The following is a 26,266-nucleotide window of genomic DNA, read 5'->3' as shown; positions in this document are numbered from 1 at the left end:
TCTCTGCGTTCTTTCGCGGCTAATCGGCTCGAGGCAGGCGGCGCCGCTTACTTCTTGAGCGCGTCGAGGGTGATCGAGGCGTCGAGGTAGGAAGCGGCGTTTTGCGACTCCTTGTACACGCCGTTCTTCACGTTGAACTCGTCGGCGATCTTTGAGGAGCCGAGCACGGAATCGAAGCCGGCGGTTTTAGCGGAGAGGACCTTGGCGCCCTCGGCGAGCGAGAGGAACTTGGTTCCAGGCATGAACGAGGCGTATTCCTTGGCGTCCACACCGGCGCGGGCAGCCATGATCTTGATGCCGTCTTCGGCGGTTTTCGGGTCGGCGAGGTAGGCGACGATCTTGTCCCAGACCTTGGCGACCTTCACCCACTCGGCGCGGTGCTGGGCGAGGCTCTGCGGGCTGACCACGATGGCGTCGTAAATCAGGCCGGGCTCGTCGGCGCTGGTGTACACAGCCTTGGCGCCGGGGACGGCCTTAAGGGCTGCGCCGGAATTGGGCTGCCAGGCGCCGATCGCGTCAACCTGGCCGGAGGCGAGGACCTGCGGAGTCTGGTTGGTGGGCGTGGGCACGAGCTCGACGTCGGCCTCGGTCAGGCCAGCCTTTTTGAGTCCGTTGAGCAGCAAGAGGTGTTCAACAAAGCCGACTTCGATGCCGACCTTTTTGCCCTTAAAATCTTTGAGTGAGGCGATGCCAGGCTTGGCGACGATCATGTCGTTACCGTTGGAGTAATCGGTGATGATCACCGCAATGTTTTTGGCGCCGCCGGCACCGGTGACGAGGGCGTCGCCGTTGGTGACGGTGACCGCGTCCACCTTGGCGGCGGTGAAGGCCTCCATGGACGGGCCGTATTCGAACCAGAGGAGTTCGACCTCGACGCCAGCGTCCTTGAACCAGCCCTTTTGTTCAGCGATGGCGAGGGCAGTCCAACCCGGCCAGTCGGAGTAAGCGATTTTAAGCGGGGCGGCGGAGAGAACGGAAGCGGTGCAGACCGCGGCGGTGAGGAGCAGGTGGCGGAGGCGCATGGTGGTCATGAGTGTTACGGTTTAGGTAAAAAGTGTTACCGCCCTCCTTTTAGCAGGAGCCATGCCGACACCCGCACTGAGCTAAAATAACCAGTCACACCCGTTACGCGCGTCCGCAACGCACGTTAAAAAGCGGGCCACTGCGCTCGATCATTCTCCGGTCCACCGCTCGCCGGACCACCGCTGCCCGGCAGCCAGTGTCACCCATTAGGTGACACTGGGGCGGCCGCAGTTCTGCGCGCTGGGAGGCGGAAAGTGTCACCTAATAGGTGACACTTAAGGATCCGCATTAAGTTAAAATACCGGCAGTGCATGGCATTGAACCGTGATGCGGGCACGGACGACACGGAGGTCGTCCCTCCGCTTGAGGTAGCATGGCGGAAAGTTGCGTAGAATTTCCGGTCCGACACGAATGGCACTTAGTTAGGCAGTGCAGCCCCAAAGGGGCGTTCCACCCCAGCCTAGGGCAACGCCCTAGGAATCAATCAGTAATAAACAAAGCCCTGAAGGGGCGACCTCAGCGAGCGACACCGATATGCCCCCCCTTAACTAAGCGCCATTCCTGTCTGCCTGAGCGGCGTAGCGCAGGCTTCAAGCCTGCTTTTCCAATCGGAGCAGACTGGAAGTCTGCGCTACTTTTTAACCACCCCGCCGCCCGCTCAAGGCGCGAGGGACACGCCTTTGAGCGGATGCAGGTCGAGCACGTTGGGCACCCAGCCGTGGACGCTCGGCCGAATCAGGTAGTTGCGCCGTCCGTACACCAGCGGCGCAATCGGCATCTCGTCCATCAGCAGGCGCTCGGCTTGACGATAGAGCGGGTAACGCCGGGCGTCGTCGCCGGCTTGGAGCGCGTCGGCGATGAGGCGGTCGTAGGCGGGGCTGGCCCAGCCGGTGTGGTTGTTGCCGTTGGTGCGCTGAAACAGCTCCAGAAACGTGCTCGGGTCGAGGTAGTCGCCCACCCAGCCGTAGGGCGTGAGATCATAGCTTTTTGTGCGCACGCTGTCGTTGAGCACGCGGTTTTCCTGCAGAACGATGGCGATGTCCACGCCGAGGTGGGTACGCCACATCTGCTGGATCGCTTCGGGTAACTGGCTGGTGCTGCCCTTGGCGGTGAGCATTTCGAGGCGCGGGAAACCGGCGCCGTCCTTGAAGCCGGCTTCGGCCAGCAGGCGCTGAGCTTCGGCAATGTCTTCCTTAAAGCCGGGAACCGTCTCGTAGCCGGCAATGCCCGGCGGAGTGAGGTTGTAGGCGGGGGTGCGGCCGCCGCGCAGGACTTTTTCGCAGAGCGCGGTACGGTCGATCACCAGCGCGAGGGCGCGGCGCACACGGGCGTCGTGGAGCGGCGGACGGGTGGTGTTGTAGGCAATGAAGTTGGTGGCGAAGGTGGCATCCTGGCGCAGGAGCTCGGGGTGCGTTTTTTTATACGTGTCGATTTTGTCGGGCGGGATCGTGCCGGTGACGTGGAGCTGGCCGGCGCGGAAGGACGCCTCCTCGGTCACCCGGTCCTCGATCGGGTAAAAGTTAACCGCGTTCAGGCGCACGGCGGCGCGGTCCCAGTAGGTGGCGCTTTTGGCCAGGCGCACGACCTGGTTGGGCTCCCAGGCGGCGAGGGTGAAGGGGCCGTTGCCCACGTAGTTTTCGGGGCGGGTCCAGCGGGTGCCGCGGGTGTCGATGCGGCCGAATTTTTCGATGGTGGCGCGGTGCACCGGGTACCACGCCTGGTGCATGAGCAGCGCGGGCAGGTAGGCGAGCGGGGTGTGCAACGTGAGGGCAAGTGTGCGGTCGTTGATCACGCGCACACCGACTTGGGCGAAATCAGAGAGCTTACCCGAGTTGAAATCGGCGGCACCGCGCAGGCAGTGCAGGAGCGAGGCGTATTCGGAGCCGAGACCGGGCGAGAGAATGCGCTGGTAGGCGTAGGCGAAATCGTGGGCGGTGACCGGCTCGGCGTTCGACCAGCGGGCGTCGGCGCGCAGGTGAAAGGTCCAGGTGAGTTGGTCGGCGGAGGTTTCCCAGTGAGTCGCGACCGCCGGGACGGGATGGGCGTCGGTCGGATCCATGGCGGTTAACCCTTCCATCAGCCCGAGCACGATTTGGGCGTCGGTAATTTGGGTGATGAGCTGCGGATCGAGGTCGGAGGGCTCGGCGAGGTTGCCGAGGTGCAGGGTTTGGGTGCGGTCGCCGGTGGTGACGCGGTTGTCGGCGCGTTTGCAGGCGGGGACGAGGAGGAGGGTGAGCGCGGCGGCGAGGGTGAACAGACGGCGGTTCATGTTGAATAGGGGGCGATGAAGCGGAGGCAACGGGAGGGCGGCGCGGGTGGCAAGCGGACGAAAAAAAGCCACGCGGGTGAGGCGTGGCGATTCGCAGGGCGAGGCGTAAGGGTCGCTTATTTTTTCGGGGCGGCGGCGAGCTGGTCGTCGAGGCGCTTCTGGATAGCGGCCATTTTGGCAACGAGGTCGCCTTCCATTTTCTTGCGCTCAGTGCTGCTGAGGATGCTGAACTGGGAGGCGTCGCGGATGATGTTAGCGGGCAGGGCGAAGAGGCGGGCGATCACGCCCTGGTCCTTGAGCGAGCTCAGGTAAAGCGCCGTGAGTTCGTGGGTAAGGGCGAGCGACTCGCGGGCGATCGCCTGGGTCTCGGCAACGTTGTTGTTGAGCACCTGGTTTTTGGCCATCTCGGCGGTGAGCACGATGCCGACCTGGTCGGAGATTTTCTGGCTGTAACCGGAGAGCGATTCGCGGGTGAGGTTCTGGTCCTTGGCGATGTCGGCGAGGATGGGCTGGATGCGGTCGGAGAGGCGGGCGGAGACCTTGTCGACCTGCTCGTTTTGCGCGCGTTCGGCCTCTTCGGGGGTTTTCGGCAGGGCGTTGAACGGCTGGATTTTTTGGGCGATGGCCTCGGCGAGCTGGTTGACCTTGGCCTCATTGGCCTTGGCGAACTCGGCGTCGTTCATGAAGGCGTCGGCGGAGCGTTTCTCGATGGCGTCCTTGAGCAGGGTGTTGACGGCGTCGATCTGGCGGCGGGTCTGTTCGGCGGAGGCCTGCAGCTCGGTGGCGTGCTGGAGGCGGAGGCTGGCGATTTCCTGCTGCTGGGCGGTCTGGAGGGCGGCGACGCGGGAGCTGGCGTAGAAGGCGGCGCCGAGGATGAGCAGGGCGATGAGGGCGAGTAACGGGAGTTGTTCCTTAAGTTTTGGCCACATGGGAGGATTGGGTTGGGTGGCGGAAGGTAGCGCGGATGCGGTTAAAAGCAATGGCGGCGGCGGGGGGCAGGCACCAATGACCAATGACCAATGTTCAATGACCAAGGACCAATGTTCAATCTTTGCACCCACGATCCAGCCCGGGGGGGGGCTCGTTGGGTGGCGCGTAGAAGTTGAGCCCTGCAAGGAATTGGTCATTGGTCCTTGGTCATTGGTCATTGGTCCTTGGCCCTCGGCCCTCGGCCCTTGCCCTTTGCGGTTGTTTTTCCTCCGGGGCTGCGCACGGTTTTGGCCTCCATGAGCCTGAACCGCACCGAGCAGATGGTGTTCGATTACCTGCAAGCCCAGCCCGACGAAAAACGCCACTGGCACGACAAGGTCTGCGCGGTGTCGGCGCGCGCCCGCGATCCGCATGCCGCCGCCTTGGAGTTGGAGGCCGAATTGTGGCGGTATTTTGAGGAACGCTCGGCGGTGGCTTCGCCGTTTCGCGAGGCCGCCCAGCGCGAGGGACTGCGCCGAACCAGCCTGCGCAACCTCGCCGAATACCTGCTGCGGTTGTGGGCCCCGGTTAAAGGCCGACAACGAGGCCCCTTGGCGCCCCTACGCCTAGTAGGCTTCAAAGTAGCGCAGACTTCCAGTCTGCTCAGGTCACAACGGCAGACTGGAAGCCTTCGCCACTTTTCGGCCCCAGGGCAGACTGGAAGTCTGCGCTACTTTTTCGGCCCATGCAGGCTGCGTGGCCATCGCCACTTAACTCAAAATGCAGGCTGGAAACCGGCGCGGTTTCAGGCCTATAAACACCGGCCGTTAACTGAAAAATGCTCTGGCTCAGGTCCTGCTCAGCCCAATCCCACAGCTTGCGATCAACCGCATCGCAGGTTATGCACATAACATAATGGAAAAACTAAGTGGAATTACCCCTCCTAAACTTAAACTTCAGGTTTCCGCCAAAGCGAAGACCTTTGTCCTAGACACCAACGTCCTCCTCCACGACCCGCAGTCGATTTTCAAATTCGAGGACAACAACCTCGCCATTCCGGTCGAGGTTTTGGAAGAGCTCGACGCCATCAAAACCGAGCAGTCCACCGAGCGCGGCCGCAACGCCCGCCGCGTCCACCGCATCCTCTCGGAGCTGTTGCCCGACTCGCGCTCCATGCACGAGGGCGTGAAACTGGCCACCGGCGGCACGCTCTCCGTCATCATCAATCCCTACATGGCGGACCCCGCCCTGCGCGACGCCCCGCTCATGCAAAAGCTGCGCGCCGTCCTCGCCGACTTCTCCAAAAAGGATAACCGCATCATCGCCGCCGCCCTCTTCGTTCAGGAGAGCTACCCGCCGCCCACCATCCTGGTCACCAAGGACGTTAACGTTGCACTCAAGGCCCGCGCCGTCGGCTTGGAATCCCAGGATTACCTCAACGATAAAGTTCCCGAGGCCGTCGACGAGGACGCCTACCGCGAGATCCCTGTCACCATTTACGAAATACAGCGCTTCTGCTCCGAAGGTGAATTCACCTTGGCCGAGGCCGATGCCCAAGCGCTCTATCTTAACGAGTACGTGCTGCTCCGCTCCGACGAGGGCAAGACGATGCCGGCGCGCTATTACGGCGAGGGCGTGGTCAAGCGCCTGCGCATTCCCGACAGCATCAAGGCCCCCGGCGGCATCGCGATTCGCGCGCGCAATCTTGAGCAGCAGTTCTTCATGGACGCGTTGCTCGACGACTCGATCGCGCTGATCACCTGCTTCGGCAAGGCCGGTACGGGCAAAACGCTGCTCTCCATCGGTTGCGCCCTGCACCAGACCCACGACGACCGCTCGCTTTACGACGGCTTGTCCATCTCCCGGCCCGTCATCGCGTTGGGCAAGGACATCGGTTTCCTTCCCGGCACCTTGGAGGAAAAGATGAAGCCGTGGCTGCAGCCTTACTTTGACGCGCTTGAGGTGCTCATGCCCTCGAAGCCGGCCAAGGATCCGCAGTTTGCCGCCAAGAAGGTGTCCAAAAAGCAGCAAAAGAAGCAGCCCAGCGCCCTCGAGGCATCGCGCCAGGAATCCGTTGCCGACAGCCATCCCAATGGCGGCGGCGGTGGTGGCGGGCATCACGGGCCAGCCGCACCGATGAAGCCCTACGAGCGTTTGATGAAGAGCGGCCTGCTTGAGGTTGAGGCACTGTGCTTCATCCGCGGCCGTTCCATCGCCCGCCGCTTCTTCATTTTGGACGAAGCCCAGCAGCTCACCCCGCACGAGGTGAAAACGGTGATCACGCGCATCTCCGAGGGCTCGAAGATCGTCTTGATCGGCGACCCTGCGCAGATCGACAACCCGTACGTCGACTCGCGCAGCAACGGCCTGGTTTATTGCCACAACCGCATGAAGGGCCACGCACTCTCCGCCCACGTGAAACTGACCAAGGGCGAACGCTCCAAGTTGGCCGAGCTCGCCGCTGATTTGCTCTGAGGAAGACCCGGTCTGCGGCAAAGGCGGATCAGTTTAATCACCCCCAAAACACCAACGCCCGCCCTAGACTGAGGGCGGGCGTTTTCGTGAGCTTTTTGGCCCGAGGGAGGGACAACCTCCGTGTGGTCGGTGCTGAAAAAGTAGCGCAGACTTCCAGTCTGCTCCCGCCGCAGCGGACTAAATCCACTTTGCGAATACCCGAAGCAGACTGGAAGTCTGCGCTACTTTCGACACGGACGACACGGAGGTCGTCCCTCCGGTACCGCCACGCGCGGCCTTATGCCTTCTCCATCTCGGTGAGCTGCGAGACGGCTTTTTCCCACGCCTCGGTCGCGGCGGTAACCTGATCGGTCATGGCGGTTAACTCGCGGTTGAGGTGCTGGAATTTGCCCTTGTCGGCATACGTCTCGGGCGCCTCCAGCGCGGCGGTGATCTCCGCCTGCTTGGACTCCAATTCGACGACCTTCTTTTCCAACACTCCCACACTCTCCCTAAATTTACGGATCTCGCTCGGGCTGGCTTTGGGCTTGGCCGGGACAGCGGCGACGGGGGCGGCTTTCTTGACCTCGGCCTGCTTGGGGCGGCCGTCAGTGAAACCGGCGGTGATCGCGGCGCGGGCGTCGCTCAACTTGGATTTCTCCAGGTAATAATCGTAGTCGCCGGCGTAGTTCGTCAGACGGCCGCTGTGCACATGCAGCACGTTCTTGGCGAGGGCCTTGATGAAATGCACGTCGTGCGAGATGAAGATCAGCGTGCCTTCGTAGCTCTTCAGCGCGTGCACCAGCGCGTCGATGGACTGGATGTCCAAGTGCGTCGTCGGCTCGTCCATGAGCAGCAAGTTCGGCGGTTTAACCAAAATGCGGGCCAGCGCCAAACGGGTTTTCTCGCCGCCGGAGAGTACCGAAACCGGCTTGTGCACGTCGTCCTTGCGGAACAGGAAGGCGCCCAGGATCGCGCGGGCCTGCTGCTCGGTGAGCTGGTTTTCGTTGGTGCGCAGCTCCATCACGTTCTCGAAAACCGTCGCGTCGGGATTCAAGTTATCGAGACGGTTCTGAGCGAAGTAACCCGGTACCACGTTACTGCCCAGCTCGCGCTCGCCGCCCTGAATCGGGATCACACCAGCGAGGATTTTGAGGAGCGTGGATTTACCGGCGCCGTTAGGCCCGATGAGCACGATGCCCTGACCGCGCTCAGCCGTGAAGTTAAGGTCCTTGTAGATCACGTTTTCACCGTAGGCTTGGCGGACGTGCTTGAGATCGACGACCTTGAGGCCCGAGCGCGGCGGCTGCGGGAATTTGAAGTTCATCTTGCGCAGCTCCTCGGTCGGCTCCTCGACGGCGACCTCCTTGAGGCGCTCGATTTGTTTCTCCTTGGACTTGGCGCGCGAGGCCATCGAGGCCTTGGCACCGAAGCGGTCGACGAACACCTGCAAGTGGGCGATTTCGCGCTGCTGGTTCTTAAAGGCGGCGGCTTGCTGGTGCTTACGGGCCTCTTTTTCGGTGAGGAAATTATCGTAGTTACCGTGGTAATAATGCAGCGTGCCGGCGCGCAGTTCGAGCATGCCGGTGCACAGGGCGTTGAGGAAGGCGCGATCGTGCGAGATCACCACCAGGCCGCCCGGGTAACGCGTCAGGTAATCCTGGAACCAGAGCAGGGCTTCCAAATCGAGATGGTTCGTCGGCTCGTCGAGCAGCAACAGCGCGGGCTCGGCTACGAGAAGGCGGGCGAGGTGGGCGCGCATGACCCAGCCGCCGGAGAAAGTTTTGGCCAACTTGTCGGCGTCGTCGGTCTTGAAGCCGAGACCGTCGAGGATTTTACGGGCGCGCGGCTCTAGGGTGTAATCGATGTCGTAGTCGTCATCGGTGGGTTCGAGCTTTTTACCGCTGGTGGCGATGTGCAGAATGGTCTCGTCGCCGGCAGGTGCGCTTTCCTGCGGCAGGTAGCCGAAGTCGGCGCCGCGCTCCCATTCGATGGTGCCGGTGTCGGGCTTTTCCTCACCGAGGATCAGGCCGAACAGGGTGGATTTGCCCGCGCCGTTGGGGCCGATCAGGCCGAGGCGGTCAGTGCGCGCAATGAACAGCGAGACGTCAGAAAAGAGTTCGCGGGTACCGTAGGACTTAGAGACGTCAGCGATCGTAAGCATAAAACCGCACACCCAAACCGCGGGCGCTCCATCAGTCAACGCCGCATCCTGATACTGGGTATTCAGCCAGCGCCGATTCATAGCGGGAAGTTTACCGAGGTAAGTGCGCGGAGCGCGCGACGGTCATGATTTTCGGACATGTGGGCGATAAAGTCGGAGGTATAAAGGTGGCGTTTTTTAGTTCGTTGACCGCGCCAGTGCATGAACAGGCTGTTGGCCCAGCGGTTGAACATGCCGTGGATGCGCACAGCGTTCGGGCGGCGTAATCGGCAGCGATCATCCTGGCGCGAGGCGTCGAGGCGGGCATGCAAACCGGTTTCGATTCCCCAGTGCGCAATATTGACCTCCAGCCATTGGGCGGGAGTCAACTCGGCGGCGGGGCGACTGGTGATCAGCGCCACGGTCTCGGTGGGCTTGCCGTGGCGTTTTCGGCAGATTCTCGCGGCTTGCGCCACCAGGGGGAAGCAGGCGCTTTCCGCGCTCAACTCGCGCGCCACCAGGGTGCGCGTCACGGGGTGCTTCTTTTCCTGGGTGGTACGTTGCTCGGCAGCGGGATCTTTTAACGGGTCAAAAAAGGGGCGCCCGGATCGGGCACTTGCGCTGCTACGATTTTCTGCAAGCCGGGCTGATTGCCTTTGACGGTGAACAGGTAGTCGCCGCCATGCTCCAGTACGATCGCCCGCGCGGTGTCCGCCTGGGTATGCAGGGCATCAAGGCTCACGAGTTTATCGACCAAATCGAGTCTCTCACACAGGGCGCGGGCGGCGGGAATCTCGTTACTTTTTTCGGCGACGACCTCGCTGCCGAGATAAAACAAGCTCGGCGAGGTAACCGCGGTCACGACGTTTTGTCCGCCGCTGTGCTTGGGGACTTTGCCGTCGATGACCACGATCTCGCTGTCGGGGGGCTCGCCTCGCACCTGACGTTGGTGGGCGAGTAAAACCTCCTCGATGCGCGAGGCCTGAACGCGGGCGAACAGCCGACTAAAGGTGGGCTGGCTGGGAGCGCCGTATTTGCCGCGGCGGCGGATCACCCCGAGGGCTTGGCGTTGGACCGGGGAGAGCCGGCGGGCGAAAGCGGCCAGGTCACGTTGGCCGCGGGGTGCTCCGGCCAGATAGGCCGCCGCCGTGATCGCCAGCAGCGCGTGCAAGGGATAGGCCCCGATGTAGGCGCGGTATTCAGGCACTTGCCGGAAGGCCTCCGCCAGGCTGATTAAATCGGGGGCCTTCAGGGTACTTCGCACCGGAACTTTCGCCTCCACCGCAGCCAGCGAGGGTTTGATCTGCCCTGCCTGAAGAGCTCTCCGGGCCCGGGGCTCCAGCTCGCGCACAAACAAGCGCTTGGGCTTGGCGTGGTGCTCGTAGTAATCGCGCGACTTACGCGTGTTGCCCTTGGTCAGGCCCAACTCGGTCCACCCGGATGCCTTGTATACACTTCCCGTAAAACGCTCGGGGTCGACGAAGGTTTCCACGACGAGCACGGGGTGCTCGTAACGCGACTGCCAGTCGGCACTGAGCCGGCCGAGCACCCGGCTCAAAACCGCCGAGCCCAAGTTGGGCACCGCCGGCTTGGGCAGCAGCAGGAACCGCACGTTGTTGACCACCAGCGCCAATCGGCGTCGGCGCTGTTCGCCACTCCAGCCAATCCACGCCTCCCGGCCGCGCAGGTGCAGCGCCGCCGCCGCAAACACCAGCACCGCCACCCAGGTGCCCTGCGCATCGCTCACCGCGTACAGCAGCCGCTCGCCCACCGGTTTCACCGCGCCCAGATAGTGATGCTCCTCAAGCAGCCCCTGCGCTCGGGCGTTTAACTCGGGGCTGTCTAGCACCTGCACCTGCAAGTGGCGCAGCGAAATCACCTCCCCTTGGGGGTTCGACGGGTTCGTTTCGGCCGGCATCATTCACCCAGCCAAAATGATTTCCTAGGGCTTGTCCCGCTTATTCCGCTCCTTTGTTAGTATTCAGGTGTTTAGCTGTTCAATGAATCGGCGGTGGTATTCAGCCCATTTCTAGCCCGTCGAGAGTTTGAGTAACTGCGCTGCCGTGGCGCGCGCCGAACGCGCTGGCGTGGTGGTTTGCGTGGCGTGTGCCGTCAGGATCGCCCCGTCGATGAGGAAACTAAGTGTCTCGGCCAACGCTGCGGCGTCCTTGGCACCGGCGGCCTCGCAGAGCTCGGTGAGCGCGGCTTTTACCGCGATTTTATGGCGCCAGGCGGTTTGGTGAATCGGGTGCGTGGGCTCAGGGTATTCGCTCACGGCGCGGATAAACACGCAGCCCTTGAAACTTTCGCTGCCAAACCAGCCTTCAAGCCACTCAAAGACCGCGAGCAGCCGCGCTTCAGCGTCTGGGCCGGCGGCTTCAACTTTGTCCATGAGCGACGTGCGGAACTCCAAATCGCGTTTTTCCAAAATGGCGATGATCAGCTCCTCTTTGGAGGCGAAGTGGTTATAGAGCGTCATCTTGGCCACGCCGGCCTCGGCTAAAATCGTGTCGATACCCACCGCACGCAGTCCGTCGCGGTAAAACAACCGCCACGCTGTGGCCATGAGGTGATCGCGTTTGGGGGAACTTTGAGCGGTGGCAGACATGGCGTTAACCTCACGAATCCAGAGGTAATCGCAAGAAAATAGACAGGTCTGTATATTTTGTGCTTGCGCATGGATAGACAGGTCTGTCTTGTCGTGACTGTCGCTCGACCTCGTCGGTCAACGCGCCGCCCAAAACCAACCTGAAAAATCCATCATGAAACTCGCCATCATCATCCTGTCCGATCCCAAGTCCGGTTCTGAAGAAGCCCTCGGCCGCGTGTTCAACGCGCTCGCCCTAGCCCACGCCGGGCTGCAAGCCGGCGACGAAGTCGAAGTCGTTTTTAACGGTGCCGGCACCCGTTGGCCCGCCGAGCTGAGCAAGGTCTCGCATCCCGCCAATGGCGTCTACAACGCCGTGCGCGAAGTCGTCAAAGGCGCCTCGTGCGGCTGTGCCGCGGTTTTTGGTGCCACCAAGGACGTCGAGGCGTGCGGCCTGCCGCTGCTCAAGTCCAACGCGCTGCCCGGCACGCCGGGGCTTTCTGATATCCACGGCTACCTGGCCGCGGGTTGGCAGACGTTGATTTTCTAAAAAAACAAGCCCTCCTCTTATCACATGGCTCAAGGCTATCTCGATACCCTCGTCACGCCCGCCGTCGCTCAGGCCCAGGCGCACTACTTTGGCCGCGCGATGGCGACCAACGGTGTGCCGACGACCGATCCCTTGGGCGAAGACGAGCGCAACTTCATTGCGGCGCGCGACAGTTTTTACATGGCCACCGTGAGTGAGAACGGTTGGCCCTATATTCAGCATCGGGGAGGACGGCGCGGCTTTTTGCGCGTGGTCAGCCCGACCTCGCTCGCCTTCGCCGACTACAAGGGCAACCGGCAGATGCTCTCGACGGGTAACCTCTCCAAGACCGACCGCGTGTCGCTTTTTTTGATGGATTACCCGCAGCGCACACGGCTGAAAATCCTTGGCCATGCCCGCGTGGTCGACGCCCGCGAACAACCGGAGCTCGTTGAGTCATTTGCCGAACCCGCCGACCGCCGCCTCGTCGAACGCGTTTACCTCATCGACGTTGTTTCCTTCGATTGGAACTGCCCGAAATACATCACGCCCCGTTACACCGCTGAAGAAGTCGCCGAAGCCGTCGCCCCGCTGCGCGCTCGCATCGCCGAACTCGAAGCCCAACTGAAATCCCAACCAACAAGTTAAAACCAATCACATGACCACCCGCCCCCCACTCCCGCCGTTCACCGAAGAAACCGCCCTGAAAAAAATCAAGGCCGCCGAAGATGCTTGGAATAGTCGCGATCCCGAGCGCGTGTCGCTCGCCTACACGGTTGATACCGAGTGGCGCAACCGCACCGACTTCGTGAACGGCCGCGCCGATGTGGTCGAATTCCTGCGTCGCAAGTGGGCGCGCGAGCTCGACTACCGCCTGCGCAAAGAACTCTGGGCGTTTCAGGGCAACCGCATCGCTGTGCGTTTTGAATACGAATTCCACGACGCCGAAGGCCAATGGTGGCGCGCCTACGGCAACGAAAACTGGGAGTTCGACGAGCACGGTTTTATGCGCCGCCGTTTCGCCAGCATCAACGACCTCAAGATCACCGAGGCTGAGCGCAAACTGCGCTGGGATCGCCCCACCCCCGCCCGCTGATCCCATTTTGCATTCAAACGCATTAAAACCAGGCCACTACAGTGATCAAGTCAGAGCGCCCCATCATCCAACCTTAAAACAACCGGATTTTTAACCACTAATGAACACTAAGATACACTAATCCAGAGGTGATGAATCCTTGGTTTTTATTAGCGGCCATTAGCGTTCATTAGCGGTAAACCGGTTCGTTTGTATTTCTTTGAAGGCGAAATGGTATGAGTCCAAGGCAACAACTACCCCGTTGTGTTAGTTGTCACAGGAACGTGACCGAGGCGGACGGGCGTTTTTTGTGGCGTCGGGTTTCGCCTGCGCTGTAAGTCTGCGCCTCCAATTTTCATGAAGAAATCCAAACTCCAGACCAAGCGCCCCGAGGACATCAACGCCAAGCTCGCCGCCAAGAAGGGCCCGATCTCCCAGTTCATCGCGCATAACTACCGCCATTTTAACGCCGCCGCGCTGCTCGATTCCGCCAAGGGCTACGAGGACCACCTCAAGGCCGGTGGTAAGATGCTCGTTACCCTCGCCGGTGCCATGTCCACCGCCGAGCTCGGCCTCACGCTCGCCGAGATGATCCGCGCCGACAAGGTCCACGCCATCGTCTGCACCGGTGCCAACCTCGAGGAAGACATTTTTAATTTGGTTGCCCACGATTACTACGAGCGCGTCCCCGGCTACCGCGACCTGACCGCCGCCGACGAGCAGGCGCTGCTCGACCGCCACATGAACCGCGTCACCGACACCTGCATTCCCGAGGGCGAGGCCATGCGCCGCATCGAGGCGGTTGTCGCCGAGGAGTGGTTGGCTGCCGACAAAGCCGGTGAACGCTTCTTCCCGCACGAGTTCATGTATAAAATTATCCGCTCCGGTAAGCTCAAGAAGAGCTACCAGATCGACCCCGCCAACTCCTGGATGCTGGCCGCCTGCGAAAAGAACCTGCCGATCATCGTCCCCGGCTGGGAAGACGCCACGCTGGGCAACATGTTTGCCGGCCGCGTCATGACCGGTGAGATCAAGAACGTGCACACCGTGCGCACCGGCATCGAGTACATGACCTGGCTCGCCGATTGGTACACCAAGACCGCCAAGCTGCTCAAAACCGGCGAAGGCTCGATCGGCTTTTTCCAAATCGGCGGCGGTATCGCCGGCGACTTCCCGATCTGCGTGGTGCCAATGCTGCACCAAGATCTCGGCCGCACCGAGGTGCCGCTCTGGGGCTATTTCTCCCAAATCAGCGACTCGACCACGAGCTACGGCAGCTACTCGGGCGCGGTTCCGAACGAGAAAATCACCTGGGGCAAGCTCGGCCAGAAGACCCCCAAGTTTATCGTCGAGAGCGACGCCACCATCGTCGCCCCGCTGATCTTCAGCTGGGTGTTGGGCAAGTAAGCCGAACGACGTATTCACGATGCGGCTTCAGGCGACCCTGAGCTCACGCTCAGGGCCACCCCGGCCTTGGAACTCCCCGTGGCCTTGCGCGTGAGCGCAGGGTGTTTTGACAAACCCTGAGCTCACGCTCAGGGCCACAGCGGACCCAACTCCTCGTGGCCTTGCGCGTGAGCGCAGGGTGTTTTTCACGAAAAAGCCGCACCCTCACCGGTGCGGCTTTTTTGTTTCCAGGCTTTGCCTTGAGGCTCGTTTTCCGCGAGCGTCGCCGCCTTCGCCCATGTCCAACGCCCTTGCTTCCGAGAAATCGCCCTACCTGCTGCAACACGCCGACAATCCCGTGGACTGGCTGCCGTGGGGTGAGGCCGCCTTCGCCCGCGCACGCGCCGAGCAGAAACCGATTTTCCTGAGCATCGGCTACTCCACCTGCCACTGGTGCCATGTCATGGCCCACGAGTCGTTCGAAAACCCCGCCATCGCCGCGCTGCTCAACGCCCACTTCGTCGCCATCAAGGTCGACCGCGAGGAGCGCCCCGACGTCGACAAGGTGTACATGGCCTACGTGCAGTCCATGACCGGCCGCGGCGGCTGGCCGCTCTCAGCCTGGCTCACCCCCGACCTCAAGCCGTTCTACGGCGGCACCTACTTCGCCCCCGAGAATCGCCACGGCCGTACCGGCTTTCCCTCGATCCTCACCGCCATCGCCACGGCCTGGAGCGACAACCCCGAAAAACTCGTCGCCGAAGCCAATCGCGTGATCGCATCCCTCACCGAGTACCACGACAGCCGCCGAGGCGAGCCGGGCGCAGCGCCCGACCTGCACGATTCGGCCAGCGAAGCCTTTGAAAAGGCCTTCCATCACTACGCCGAAACCTTCGACGCCACCCATGGCGGCTTCGGCGGCGCGCCCAAATTCCCCCGCGCCTCCAACCTGAGTTTCCTCCTGCGCGCCGCCGCCATCCAGGGCGTGGATACCGACGCCGGCCGCGAGGCCGTGCGCATGGTGGCGGTTACCCTGCAAAAAATGGCCGGTGGTGGCATCCACGATCACGTCGGCGGCGGGTTTCACCGCTACTCGGTGGACGAGACGTGGTTCGTTCCGCATTTCGAAAAAATGCTCTACGATCAGGCGCAGATCGCGGTCAACGCCCTCGACACTTACCAGGCCACTGGCGACGAGCGCTTCGCCTGGATCGCACGCAATATCTTTGGCTACGTGCTGCGCGACCTCGCCGCGCCTGGCGGGGCGTTTTTCTCCGCCGAGGATGCCGATTCGCTGGCGGCAGAGCAGGCGCTCGGGGCTCCGAGTGGCACGGGCGTCCCGCCCGTGGGTTCACCGACACCGAATCATGGGCGGGACGCCCATGCCACGCCGGAAACTCAGGCGCTCGGGGCTCCGAGTGGCACGGGCGTCCCGCCCGTGGGTTCGCCGACACCGAATCATGGGCGAGACGCCCATGCCACGCCGGAAACTCAGGCGCTCGGGGCTCAGAGTGGCACGGGCGTCCCGCCCGTGGGTTCACCGACACCGAATCATGGGCGGGACGCCCATGCCACGCCGGAAACTCAGGCGCTCGGGGCTCCGAGTGGCACGGGCGTCCCGCCCGTGGGTTCGCCGACACCGAATCATGGGCGGGACGCCCATGCCACTATCACCGAGGGCGCGTTCTACGTTTGGACCCGCGCCGAGATCGAAGCCGCCCTGCCCCCGGCGGACGCCGCGCTGGTCTGCGACCATTACGGAATCGAGGCGGCGGGCAACGTGCCGCTTTCGCTCGATCCGCAAAACGAATTCACCGGGAAAAACATCCTCAAGCAGCAGCGCCCGCTGGTCGAAACCGCCCAACTGCACCAGCTCGCCCCGGCTGAAGCGGCCGAGCGGCTCGCGGCGGCATTTGTTAAACTGCGCCGGGTCCGCGCCCAGCGTCCGCGTCCTCAGCTCGACGACAAAGTCATCACCTCCTGGAACGGCCTGATGATCTCGGCGCTGGCGCGAGCCTCGGTTTCGGCTGCCGGCTGCCTGAGCGAAGTGGGCGGAACCTACTGCATGGCGGCGGTGCGCGCGGCGGAGTTCATCGAGCACGAGCTCTACGACGCGACGCGCGGGATCCTGTATCGAAACTACCGCGACGGACGCGGCGCCAACGAGGCGTTCGCCGAGGACTACGCGTACCTGATCGCCGGCCAGCTCGACCTCTACGAGGCGACCTTTGACCCGCGCTGGCTGCACTGGGCCGAAGGCTTGCAGCAGGTCATGGACGCGCTGTTCTGGGATCCCGAATACGGCGGGTATTTTAACTCACGAGCCGACGACACCAGCATCGTGCTGCGGTTGAAGGAAGACTACGACGGCGCCGAACCCTCGCCCAACTCGGTGGCGGCGGCCAACCTGTTGCGCATGTCGGCCCTGTTTCACGATGACGCGCTGCGTACCCGTGCGTTGGCGACGATCGAATCCCTGCGTACCCAATGGTCCGAGGCGCCGCACGCGCTGCCCGAGCTGCTTTGCGCGATCGAACGCGCACTGGAGATGCCGCGCCAAGTCGTGCTGGCGGGCGACCGGCGCACCAGCGAATTCGGCGCGCTGGCCAACGTGCTCGTTGAGAAAATCGGTCCGCGCCGGGTGGTGTTGGCCGTGCCCGGGGATGATCCGGCGGGACGCTGGCTTTTGGCGCGCGCACCGTGGCTGGCGGCGATGAAACCGGCGGCTGACGGGCGGCCCTTGGCCTACGTGTGCGAACGCTTCACCTGCCAGGCCCCCGTGGAAACCCCCGAGGCGCTACGAGCGCTGCTCGGTTGAGCATCGCGCCGAAAGTAGCGCAGACTTGGCGGCCGTCATTCTCAATGTCCCGGATCTGCCGCGCCTGCAAAACCAACGAAATACTTCGAACCTTTTAGCCGCGAAAGATCGCAGAGAACGCATAGAAATACGGGGGTTGTTCTTTGCGCTCTTTGCGTTCTTTTGCGGCTAAACTGCCTTGGTTTTATCCGAAATGATTCATGTGGCTGCCGACTCGGAGCAGACTGGAAGTCTGCGCTACTTTTACCGGATTCTCGCTCGACACCCCCGGCGGCACGGCCTTCCAGTTAACTGAAGCCAATTGGGTTCCCCCTTTTGCCCCGACCGCTCCCCGCACCCGAGCCGCCCCCATTCCCTTGAAAATCCTCACCGTAGAAGATGATGCCGTTGCCCGCGCCGTGCTTCGCCAAGCGCTGCTCAAACTCGGCCATGAGGTGGTGGAAGCCAAGAACGGCGTCGAAGCATTGGCGCTTTTGGCCAAAGAGCCGGTGCGCCTGATTGTCAGCGATTGGATGATGCCCGAGCTCGATGGCCTGCAACTATGCCGGGCGATTCGTAGCCGCGTGGACGCCGACTATGTTTATTTTATCCTGCTCACTGGCCGTGAGGCCGACGTGGAAAACCAGCGCGAAGCAATCGAAGCGGAGGTCGACGATTTCCTGACGAAGCCGCTCAATCTCCAAGATATTTGGATGCGGCTGCGGGTGGCCGAACGGATCCTGCGTTACGCGACTGAGGTACGGCAACTGGAGGCGTTTTTGCCGATCTGCGGGTACTGCAAAAAAGTCCGCGACGACCAAAATTACTGGCAGCAAATCGAGAGTTACATCAACGAGCGAACTGGCACGGATTTCAGCCACTCGGTGTGCCCGGATTGTTATCAACGCGTGGTCGTACCCGAGATGGATAAATTACGCGCGGAAGCGGCGGCCAAAAATCCCCATACCTGTGTCAAACGAACGGATTGATCGGCTGGAGGAGCGCCTCGCCTGGCTGCAACGCCACGTGACCGAGCAAGACAAGGCCATGCTGGAAATGGCCGGCCAACTGGACCGTATCAAAGCCGAGCTGTTGCGGCTCAAGCAGCGCTCCGAGTTGGCGCCCACTGGGCTCGATTCGGTCAGCCCAGAGTCGGAGCGCCCGCCGCATTATTGAGCAGGGCGGCGTTCAGGCAGTAACACTCAAAATGTCAGATCAAAAGGAGTGCGGTGCTTCAGCCCGCATCGGTGATTGTAAGAACAATCCGTGGTAAACCTGCGGGCTAAAGCACCGCGCTACCGCAGAACTCAATCCGCCCCGATCGCGGTTACGGCCGCCTACTAGATTTTAAACTTCGCCACCAGCTGCGTCAGGGTTGCCGACAACCCATTTAGCTCGTTGGCGCTGGTGCTGATGTGCGTCGCGCCCTTCGCGCCCTCGGCAGCCGCGGTGGACACGCCGTTGATGTTACGCGCCACCTCAAGTGCGCCGTCAGCGGTTTGTTGCACGTTTTGCGTCAAACTTAGGCTGGCGGACGAAACATTGTTAATGGTCTCCAAAACCGTGTACGTGGCCGCCGACTGTTCCTTCACGGTCTCGGCGATGGAAACCGCGATGTTGGAAACCTCTTCGATGACCTTGGCCACTTCGCTGAGCGAATGCGTCGACGCGCGGGTGTGGTCCTGAATCAGACCCACCTGTTTGCGGATATCCTCAGTGGCAGCCGCCGACTGACGCGCTAGTTCCTTAACCTCATTGGCCACCACCGCGAACCCGCGCCCCGCCTCTCCGGCGCTGGCGGCTTCAATTGTGGCGTTGAGCGCCAGCAAGTTGGTCTGTTCGGCGATGCGGTTGATCAACTCCACGACTCTCCCGATCTGGCGGGCGGAGTCGTCCAACTTAGCCATCAGCGCTTGGGTCTCACGCGCCTGCGTGTCGGCCTTTTTTGGCGATTTCCGACTCCTTCGCGCAATTGGTGGAGACCTGGCGAATGGAGTCCGACATGGCCTCGATCGAGGCCGAAACGGTCTCGGTCGCCGTCGTGATCTGGGCGGCGGAGGCCGCCATGGTCTTGGCGTTCACCGACAACTCCGCACCGGCGGCGGCCACGGTGTTGGCCTGCACGGTGGTTTCCTCGGCGGCGGCGGCCTGATTGGTCGCCGAGCGCTGCAAATCGCCACGCAGGGCATCGTGCATCATGTCGGCATTGGACTGCGCGTGCTGCACCGTGGCAATGTGGGTGAGTGTGATATAAACTGGGCACTCACCTTTTGGACCTCTTGGTAGACCCCACCGCCGATCACGACGCGGCTGAGGATTCCGGAGGTGGCAAGCAGGGTAATACGATTGGAAACGGTGAGGATCATGGAGGGGGGTTGGGTAAGGTGCGCGATCGCGGAAAAAAGGAGCTTAGCCGGGCCGTACGTGCGGGTTGTCACAACGACTCGTAATCCAAACTGTTATCCCCCCTACTTCGGATGAATTCCATTAATCTTAAATTATTTTTTCGTTCTTCGCTGAACTGAGCTCGTGCCGAGCCTTTCGCGCTACGGTGAACACCACGCTGTTCACTCAGCCAGAAGCCCGAACTCCGAAGCCGAGCGCCGCGAGCCGACGCAACCTGCTGGGCATCTGACCGTTCGTTCACCCGCTCAAAGCACTATTTAGTGCCCCGCGGGGATTCACTCACGATCATCTGCTCCAGCAACTTGCGTCGGCTCAACGACGTCAGCTTCGGAGTTCGGGCTAAGAAAACTTAAATGATGTGAGGCAGGCACCTATTTGTAGGCACCTGCCTCAGGCTGTTCTTAAAAAGCCAGCCCCATCGGCCGGCTGTGCACTTAGATTTTAAACTTGGCCACGAGTTGGCTGAGGGTTGTGGACAACGCCGTGAGCTCCGTCGCACTGGTGCTCACCCGTGCTGCTCCCTTGGCGCCGTCGGCAGCAGCGGTGGACACCCCGGCGATGTTGCGCGCCACTTCGCCCGCTCCATCAGCTGTCTGTTGCACGTTCTGCGAAAGCGTGCCGGTAGCGGTCGATACCCCGTGAATCGTGCCTACGATCTCAGAGGTAGTCGCTGACTGCTCTTCAACGGCCGCCGCGATCGACGAGGAGATTCAATGTCGCGAAAGTAGTCGAGCAGCGTCTGGCCTTTGCTCTCGATGTCTTCCTGCAGGTGCAGTTGCACCACATAGGTATTTTGACCGTGGCGAAGTGCGTTGCGCACCAGCTCGGGGTCGATGCGGAAGCCGCTCAAATAGAGGGGCAAAATCGGTTTGTCGGGGTGGGCGGGCTTGGCGGGTGGTTCAGTGTGTAGCAGGGCGTGCAGCGCGGAGCGCTCAGCCGAGGTGTCGGTGCTCGCGGCTTGGTCGGGTGTGGCGACCATGGCCTTGAGTTTGTCGGTGCCGGAGAGGAACAAGTTGATGAGGTCGCGGTTGGCGATCATGCGGCCGTCGCGCAGGAGGGCCATGACGCTCTCCATCACGTGGGCGAGGTCGGTGATCGGGGTGAGGCCGAAAAAACCGGCGGTGCCTTTGACACTGTGGATGGCGCGGAACAGGCGGTTGAGAAGTTCGGCGTTTTGCGGCGAAGCTTCGAGGGCGACCAGGTCGTTTTCGAGGGTTTCCAGGTGCTCGTTCGCCTCTTGGACGAACAGCCCGAGCATCTCGTTTTCTTCGTTGCTCACGGTAGTTTTGGGGGGGGGGGGGGGGAGGCGGGCTATACCCTACACGTTTCGATTTTAGGCTTTAACGCAAAGGCGCAAGGACGCGAAGAAGCGCAATGAAATCACTCATTTTTAATGCTTTGCGAACTTTGCGTCTCGGCGACTTTGCGTTAAAAAATAGCCCCATTTGTTTAAGCTATTGGTATAACTCAGGCGGTGAGGCCGAAGCGTTCGTTGAGTTTGAGCAGACCGAGCAGGCGGCGGACGTCGGGCGTGGGGTTTTCGGCGCGGAAACCCAATTTGCGGTTCTGGGTTTCGCGGTAGAGGGCGATGAGCAGGTTGACGCCCTTGGAGTCGACCAGACGCGCATGGGTGAGGTCGGCGACGATGGTTTGGGCGGACGGACACTGGGCCATGGCCGCGAGGATCTCGGTGCGCAGGGCATCGATGTTAGTTGAAAGCAAATCGCCGTCGAAAGTGACGCGCAGGGAGGTATCGGTGAGGGTGGCTTGCATGGGGTAAAGTTTAGGGGTTCGCGGGTGGGCTGCGGGTTGGGTTGGGCGGTTCGAATCGTTCTCGTTCTCTTACTCTTAATCTTACTCGTTCGACAGGAGGTTCGTTGATCGGATTCGGCAGGGAGAGAACGAGTAGGAGTAGGAGAACGAGAACGATTAGGAGTTCGCGGAAGCGGGCAGTGATAGCAGGGCGCCGATGTTTAGCAGGGTGATCAAACCGAAGGGGCGCGGGATCACGCCGCTCACGCAGGCATGGTCCATGCCCGACATGAGTTCGGGCGGCGGGGGCAGCACGTTGTCGGGGCGCGTGAGGATGTCGCCAACCTCATCGACGATGATACCGAGCAGGTCGGTGCCAGCCATTTCAGCCTCGTCTGGCGGCAGGGCCAAGCGCGCCAGTTCGACGGTGGATTTAAACACCACGCAGCGGCTCGACGGTTGGATGGACTGCGGCTGTAAGCCCAGACGCTGATCGAGGTCGAGCGCGGTGAGGATTTGGCCGCGCAGGTGGATAAGCCCGCGCACGGTGAGCGGCGCGCGGTCAACCGGGGTGATCGACGGCTGGCGGAGGATTTCGCGCACCCACAGCAGGTCGCAAGCATACCACCGGCCTTGGGTTTTAAAGGTGAGTAATTGGGTTGGGGCGGACATGGGGCGATCTAGGGGGAACAGGTCAAAGGGGGCTGAAATCGAAGGGCGAAGGACGACGGAGAGCTAAAAGGAGTTAAAGAAGGGCCTGAGCGGTGAGCGCGTACCCCTGTATTCGGCTCATTTTGCCGTTAATTTAGAAAAAAGTGGTCGCATCCCCCTAAATTTTTCGGGGGTTAGGAGAATTAACGTTATAACAGGTCAGCGCTTAGCAGCTCCGTTGCGCCCCAATCGTTCTCTTACTTCTACTGGCTCTCCGGCTCGCTGCCGTGGTTCGGGCCCAGTAAACCTGACAAACAGGTTCCGCCTTCGTTAGGGCTGGCTCGCGACTTTCTGAATCTGACTCAACAGAGATCGTTCCTCCCGTCATCACCCATCGGCCCCGGCTCCTCCTGCGGACCGGCGAAACGACGCCCAACAAATTGCGTTGCCGCGTCCGCCTCCCTGCTTATGACCCTAGGCACTTCCACCATGTATCAGGTCACCTTTTCCGAGCAAAGCATGCTGGAGCTGAACAAGCTCGATAAACTCCAGCAGCTCGAAGCCATCGAACCCATCAGCTCGCTTAAACCCGCCGATCTTGAGCATCCGCGTGAACCGCTGGGGCGCTTTTCCCGTTCCGGCCATTCCCTCTACCGCCTGCGCAGCGGCGACCACCGGTTCTATTTCGACCTCAAAGGAAGCGATACCCTTCACGTCCTCTACATTTTGCACAGCAATTCGTTGGAGGATTTTCTCATGCGCAACAAGTTGCCCATCACCGAGCATCAATTGGTCGAGCAGGATTCCAAGTTTTGGAAGTACTTGGAGTCGCTCACCAAAAAGTAAGCCCTCCGCTTCCCATGGCCGATCCCCTCCCCCACTTGAACGATCCCGACGCCGACCACACCCCTTCGCTCGAACAAGCCAGCCGCATTTATTTCCTGCCCAACTTGATGACCGCCGGCAACCTGTTCTGCGGGTTTGCCGCCTGCTTGCGGTGTATCGAGGCGAATTTCATTACCCGTAAAGTCGCCGATGCGGTCGCCGAAATTCCCCCGGAGGCCATCGCCCACTACCGCGAAGCCGTCTGGTATATCTTCGGCGCCATGGCGTTTGACGCCCTTGACGGCCGTTTGGCTCGCATGGGCGGCCGTGAATCCCTTTTCGGAGCGGAATTCGACTCCTTAGCCGACATCGTCTCCTTCGGCCTGGCTCCGGCCTTGATGGTGTTTTTCTTGATCGTTCGTCCCGCAGGCGGCGACCAAACTCTCATCAGCGCCGGCGGGCTGATCGGCTTCATTTACCTGCTCTGTGCAGCGGTGCGTTTAGCCCGCTTTAACGTCATCACTCACCCGTTATTACAACGTCCCGGTGTGAAACCGAGCAGCAAGGATTTTGTTGGCCTGCCCGTGCCTGCGGCGGCCGGTACCATCGGTGCCCTGATGCTCTTCCTGCTCAACTTAATCGAGCATGATAAATCATTACAATTTATGGCCTTGGGTCTCCCCCTGTTGCTGCTTTTGGTCGCCATTCTGATGGTTAGCACCGTGCGTTATCCCAGCGGCAAACAGATCGATCTGCGCACCAAGACCAAGTTAACCACCCTGATCCTGTACATCACCGTAGCGGCTGCGGTGGTGCGCTTTAAGGAATACGGCATGTTCTTTGTCTGCCTCGGCTACATCTTTTTCGGACTCATCCGCCACTGGCGCCGCCACGGCCTGATGAAGCACGCGCCCTTGGTGTGAGTAGCTTTGAGACCAACCGACCAATAACCGACCAATAACTCCGCACCTGTGGATAACCCCTTGCTTGTTAGTCGCCTTGCCGAAGGTTTTTCACGGTGCCGCAAACTCGCTTTTAGCACCCATAGTTCGCCGGTTATTCCAGTTATTCGCAGACCATAATAAGACGGATAACATATATCATTGAACTAGGTATATTTTATCCTTTGTTAATTTCCCCTTTATCGCGTTTCCACGCCCCCCTCTTTCCATGAAATTCAAGATCAACCGCGATCACTTCAGCAATGGCCTCGCCCAGGTCCTCAATGTCGTCGGCTCCAAGGCAACCATGCCCATCTTGAGCAACGTGTTGATAGAGGCCGAGAAGGACTACATTTGCCTGACCACCACCAATCTCGATCTCGGCATTCGCTGTAAGATCAAAGCCGAGGTCAAAGAGGGCGGCGCAGTCACCCTGCCGGTCAAGCGCCTCGCCACCATCGTGCGCGAACTGCCCAACATCGACGTTACCTTCGACGCCACACCCAACCACCAAGTTAAGCTCAGCTCGGGCGGGTCCACCTTCAAAATCGTTGGCATCGGCAAAGAAGAGTTCCCTCCCCTGCCCGAGTTCGGCGACGAGAAGAACTTCACCCTCGAACAGGCCGAACTCACCTCGATGCTCAAGAGCGTCTCCTACGCCCAGTCCAGCGACGAGACCCGCTATATCCTCAACGGCGTTTATTTCAACTTCCGTGATGGTAAATTGAACCTGGTGGCTACCGATGGCCGTCGCCTTGCGCTCATTTCTAAGGATCTCGAGGTCCCGCCAGAGAACGCTGGAAGCATCATCCTGCCCGCTAAGACGGTTTCCGAGCTCACCCGCATGCTGGACAAGGGGGAGAAGCTTAAAATCGCGTTTAATGACCGCCGCGCCTCCTTTCAGATTAATACCGACAAGGACTCCAGCGGTCTGGTCGACTCGATCTATCTTTATTCCAAGGTCGTTGAGGGCAATTACCCGAATTATCAGCAAGTCATCCCCAAGGAGACCCACCAGCGGATCAAGTTGGAGCGCGAGTTGTTCCTCGAGTGCGTGCACCGCGCCGCCCTCGTGACCTCGGAAAAATCCAACTCGGTAAAGATCAAACTCACCAGCAACCTCTTGGAAGTCACCGCGCAAAGCCCTGATTTCGGCGAGGCCCACGAGTCCATGGCGATCGCCTATAGCGGTCCTGACCTGCAAGTTGCGTTTAATCCAGCCTTTGTGATCGATCCTCTCAAAGCGCTGACGAAGGACGAAGTCTTCTTTGAGTTGAAAGACGAAGTAAGCCCCGGGGTGTTTAAAACCCTGGAAAACTTTATCTGCGTGATCATGCCGGTGCGGTTGTAAAACTGCGTAAACGTAACGAGTGTTTCCGAAGGCCCGACGTGACCCGTCGGGTTTTCTTGTTCTTAAGCGCCACCACAATTCTGAAAGTAGCTCAGGTTTCCCAACCTGCATCTGCATCGAAGGCAGACAGGAAGTCCGCGCTACTTTAGAACGTAATTTCAAATCCCCACTTCAGGCCCCTAATTTACCCGCTCCCCCTTTTTCTAGAGCCTATTTTCCATGATTTCTGATTACGCACTGCTGACGGCTATTATTCTCTCATTGGTGTTGTTGCAACTTAACCAACGCCAAGGGTTGCCTGCCTTAACGATTATCAATCGTTGGTTGCGCTGGTTTATTTTTGCGTTTGGCGGGGCGGCGATTGTTCAGGATTTGGGTTGGACTGACCGCTCCTACTTTGTGCTGGTGGCCGGCTTTTTCCTCGTCTGGTTTTTACTCGAAACCGTGTACAACTGGCTGGCGATTCACGCGTTGAGTGTGAGCCCGATGCCACTTTTCCCCCGCTTTTCGGCCAATCAAAGCGGCGAAGAATGGCCCACGGTCGAGCGGTTTATCAAATTACGTGAATGGTTGCGTGCGAATGGCTTTAAACAAGTCCAGACGCTCAAAGCGGAAGTCGGCTCTAGCCTTTTTTTACGCGTGTGCGTGTACCAGGACGCCGATTCTGGAGTACGCCTGCAGATCACCTTTTTGCCGCAAGGTAACGGTGCGATGGCGGCCTGTTTTAGCCTTTCCACAAATACCGTCAGTGGTTGCCGGTATGTGACCGACAATCTCCACATCCCCTTTGGTGGCTTTTATCCTGAAAACTGGCTGGTTTCGCGTCACCCGTGGCGGCGCTCGCTAGCCGGGCTGGTGAAAACCCACCGCGAGCGCCTAGCCCGCGGCAACGAACAAATCGTGCCTTGGACGAGTGACCCGCTCACCGACCTCAACGGTCAGCAGCGTGAGTTGGAGAAAATCAACACGGAGCTCGGCTTTTTATTTCCGCAGGCTGACCGCGAAGAATTCGGCAAAATCAGCCACGAAGGGCGTTATCGGGTGTGGAAAGAGTACTGGATGCTCAGTTATTTCGGCAAAAGCGTGCAGTACTGAGTGTAAGCTCCAACACGCCGCGGGTAGGCTAAAAAAACGCGGATTTTGGGCCGGAGTGCGCGATGGGCAAAGG

At 60.8% G+C, this 26,266-nt stretch carries 24 protein-coding genes and 2 pseudogenes; 13 read left to right on the top strand and 13 right to left on the bottom strand.

What is annotated here, in order from left to right; all coding sequences use genetic code 11:
- Positions 1-47: 47 nt before the first annotated feature.
- The 3 genes from H2170_16820 to H2170_16810 all read right to left on the bottom strand — a co-directional run bounded on the left by H2170_16820 (position 48) and on the right by H2170_16810 (position 4,221).
- Complete coding sequence (locus H2170_16820) at positions 48-1,031, bottom strand: ABC transporter substrate-binding protein (protein MCS6301732.1); 984 nt, start codon at positions 1,029-1,031, stop codon at positions 48-50.
- A gap of 650 nt (positions 1,032-1,681) precedes the next feature.
- Positions 1,682-3,292: a peptide ABC transporter substrate-binding protein gene (locus tag H2170_16815; protein ID MCS6301731.1), complete on the bottom strand. Its 1,611-nt coding sequence runs from the start codon at positions 3,290-3,292 to the stop codon at positions 1,682-1,684.
- Between the two features lie 116 nt (positions 3,293-3,408).
- Entirely contained in the window at positions 3,409-4,221 is an 813-nt protein-coding gene (locus H2170_16810; GenBank protein ID MCS6301730.1) for a hypothetical protein, read from the bottom strand.
- 297 nt (positions 4,222-4,518) lie between these two features.
- Between H2170_16810 and H2170_16805 the strand changes: the two are divergent.
- A pseudogene (locus H2170_16805) lies at positions 4,519-4,788 on the top strand (hypothetical protein).
- A gap of 328 nt (positions 4,789-5,116) precedes the next feature.
- Positions 5,117-6,676, top strand: coding sequence for a PhoH family protein (locus tag H2170_16800; protein MCS6301729.1), 1,560 nt, complete (start codon positions 5,117-5,119; stop codon positions 6,674-6,676).
- A 277-nt stretch (positions 6,677-6,953) separates the two neighbouring features.
- On the opposite strand, the gene H2170_16795 is transcribed toward H2170_16800, so the two are convergent.
- From H2170_16795 to H2170_16780, 4 genes are all read right to left on the bottom strand, one after another.
- Positions 6,954-8,819, bottom strand: a complete 1,866-nt coding sequence (locus H2170_16795; GenBank protein ID MCS6301728.1) for an ABC-F family ATP-binding cassette domain-containing protein — start codon at positions 8,817-8,819, stop codon at positions 6,954-6,956.
- A 77-nt stretch (positions 8,820-8,896) separates the two neighbouring features.
- Positions 8,897-9,331 carry a hypothetical protein gene (locus H2170_16790; protein MCS6301727.1) on the bottom strand — a complete coding sequence of 145 codons (435 nt, stop codon included), beginning with the start codon at positions 9,329-9,331 and terminating at the stop codon, positions 8,897-8,899.
- A 47-nt stretch (positions 9,332-9,378) separates the two neighbouring features.
- Positions 9,379-10,719, bottom strand: a complete 1,341-nt coding sequence (locus H2170_16785; GenBank protein MCS6301726.1) for an ISAs1 family transposase — start codon at positions 10,717-10,719, stop codon at positions 9,379-9,381.
- A gap of 108 nt (positions 10,720-10,827) precedes the next feature.
- Entirely contained in the window at positions 10,828-11,406 is a 579-nt protein-coding gene (locus H2170_16780) for a TetR/AcrR family transcriptional regulator (GenBank protein ID MCS6301725.1), read from the bottom strand.
- Positions 11,407-11,560: 154 nt separating this feature from the next.
- On the opposite strand from H2170_16780, the gene H2170_16775 reads away from it, so the two are divergent.
- The 7 genes and pseudogenes from H2170_16775 (at position 11,561) to H2170_16745 (ending at position 18,348) form a co-directional block, all read left to right on the top strand.
- On the top strand, positions 11,561-11,935 hold the full coding sequence (locus tag H2170_16775) for a DsrE family protein (protein MCS6301724.1): 375 nt from the start codon (positions 11,561-11,563) through the stop codon (positions 11,933-11,935).
- Between the two features lie 24 nt (positions 11,936-11,959).
- Complete coding sequence (locus tag H2170_16770; GenBank protein MCS6301723.1) at positions 11,960-12,562, top strand: pyridoxamine 5'-phosphate oxidase family protein; 603 nt, start codon at positions 11,960-11,962, stop codon at positions 12,560-12,562.
- 10 nt (positions 12,563-12,572) lie between these two features.
- Entirely contained in the window at positions 12,573-13,010 is a 438-nt protein-coding gene (locus H2170_16765; protein ID MCS6301722.1) for a nuclear transport factor 2 family protein, read from the top strand.
- A 336-nt stretch (positions 13,011-13,346) separates the two neighbouring features.
- On the top strand, positions 13,347-14,396 hold the full coding sequence (locus H2170_16760; GenBank protein ID MCS6301721.1) for a deoxyhypusine synthase family protein: 1,050 nt from the start codon (positions 13,347-13,349) through the stop codon (positions 14,394-14,396).
- A 277-nt stretch (positions 14,397-14,673) separates the two neighbouring features.
- Positions 14,674-15,669: pseudogene (locus H2170_16755) on the top strand (thioredoxin domain-containing protein).
- 1,880 nt (positions 15,670-17,549) lie between these two features.
- Entirely contained in the window at positions 17,550-18,161 is a 612-nt protein-coding gene (locus H2170_16750) for a response regulator (protein ID MCS6301720.1), read from the top strand.
- A complete protein-coding gene (locus tag H2170_16745) occupies positions 18,142-18,348 on the top strand; it encodes a SlyX family protein (GenBank protein MCS6301719.1) in 207 nt (68 codons plus the stop codon). The genes H2170_16750 and H2170_16745 overlap by 20 nt, the downstream gene beginning before the upstream one ends.
- 164 nt (positions 18,349-18,512) lie before the next feature.
- On the opposite strand, the gene H2170_16740 is transcribed toward H2170_16745, so the two are convergent.
- The 6 genes from H2170_16740 to H2170_16715 form a co-directional block, all read right to left on the bottom strand.
- Entirely contained in the window at positions 18,513-19,145 is a 633-nt protein-coding gene (locus H2170_16740; protein MCS6301718.1) for a hypothetical protein, read from the bottom strand.
- Complete coding sequence (locus H2170_16735; protein ID MCS6301717.1) at positions 19,093-19,398, bottom strand: hypothetical protein; 306 nt, start codon at positions 19,396-19,398, stop codon at positions 19,093-19,095. Before H2170_16735 ends, H2170_16740 begins: the two co-directional genes overlap by 53 nt.
- Positions 19,399-20,012: 614 nt before the next feature.
- The gene (locus H2170_16730; protein MCS6301716.1) at positions 20,013-20,180 is read right to left on the bottom strand and encodes a hypothetical protein; all 168 of its coding nucleotides are present in this window, start codon (positions 20,178-20,180) and stop codon (positions 20,013-20,015) included.
- Positions 20,181-20,227: 47 nt separating this feature from the next.
- Positions 20,228-20,857 carry an Hpt domain-containing protein gene (locus H2170_16725; GenBank protein MCS6301715.1) on the bottom strand — a complete coding sequence of 210 codons (630 nt, stop codon included), beginning with the start codon at positions 20,855-20,857 and terminating at the stop codon, positions 20,228-20,230.
- 188 nt (positions 20,858-21,045) lie between these two features.
- Positions 21,046-21,351, bottom strand: a complete 306-nt coding sequence (locus H2170_16720; GenBank protein ID MCS6301714.1) for an STAS domain-containing protein — start codon at positions 21,349-21,351, stop codon at positions 21,046-21,048.
- A gap of 156 nt (positions 21,352-21,507) precedes the next feature.
- Positions 21,508-22,002, bottom strand: coding sequence for a purine-binding chemotaxis protein CheW (locus H2170_16715; GenBank protein MCS6301713.1), 495 nt, complete (start codon positions 22,000-22,002; stop codon positions 21,508-21,510).
- 468 nt (positions 22,003-22,470) lie between these two features.
- Here H2170_16715 and H2170_16710 point away from each other — a divergent pair, with 468 nt between their 5' ends.
- The 4 genes from H2170_16710 to H2170_16695 all read left to right on the top strand — a co-directional run bounded on the left by H2170_16710 (position 22,471) and on the right by H2170_16695 (position 26,193).
- The gene (locus tag H2170_16710) at positions 22,471-22,827 is read left to right on the top strand and encodes a cytotoxic translational repressor of toxin-antitoxin stability system (protein ID MCS6301712.1); all 357 of its coding nucleotides are present in this window, start codon (positions 22,471-22,473) and stop codon (positions 22,825-22,827) included.
- Between the two features lie 14 nt (positions 22,828-22,841).
- The gene (locus tag H2170_16705) at positions 22,842-23,729 is read left to right on the top strand and encodes a CDP-alcohol phosphatidyltransferase family protein (protein ID MCS6301711.1); all 888 of its coding nucleotides are present in this window, start codon (positions 22,842-22,844) and stop codon (positions 23,727-23,729) included.
- 247 nt (positions 23,730-23,976) lie between these two features.
- On the top strand, positions 23,977-25,098 hold the full coding sequence (locus H2170_16700; protein ID MCS6301710.1) for a DNA polymerase III subunit beta: 1,122 nt from the start codon (positions 23,977-23,979) through the stop codon (positions 25,096-25,098).
- 219 nt (positions 25,099-25,317) lie between these two features.
- Positions 25,318-26,193 (top strand): hypothetical protein, encoded by an 876-nt coding sequence (locus tag H2170_16695; protein MCS6301709.1) that lies wholly within the window; start codon positions 25,318-25,320, stop codon positions 26,191-26,193.
- Positions 26,194-26,266 lie beyond the last annotated feature (73 nt).

Source organism: Opitutus sp. (assembly GCA_024998815.1).
Classification (GTDB): domain Bacteria; phylum Verrucomicrobiota; class Verrucomicrobiia; order Opitutales; family Opitutaceae; genus Rariglobus.
The sequence above is the reverse complement of the archived record's forward strand: the minus strand, read 5'-3'. Positions and strand labels throughout refer to the sequence as shown.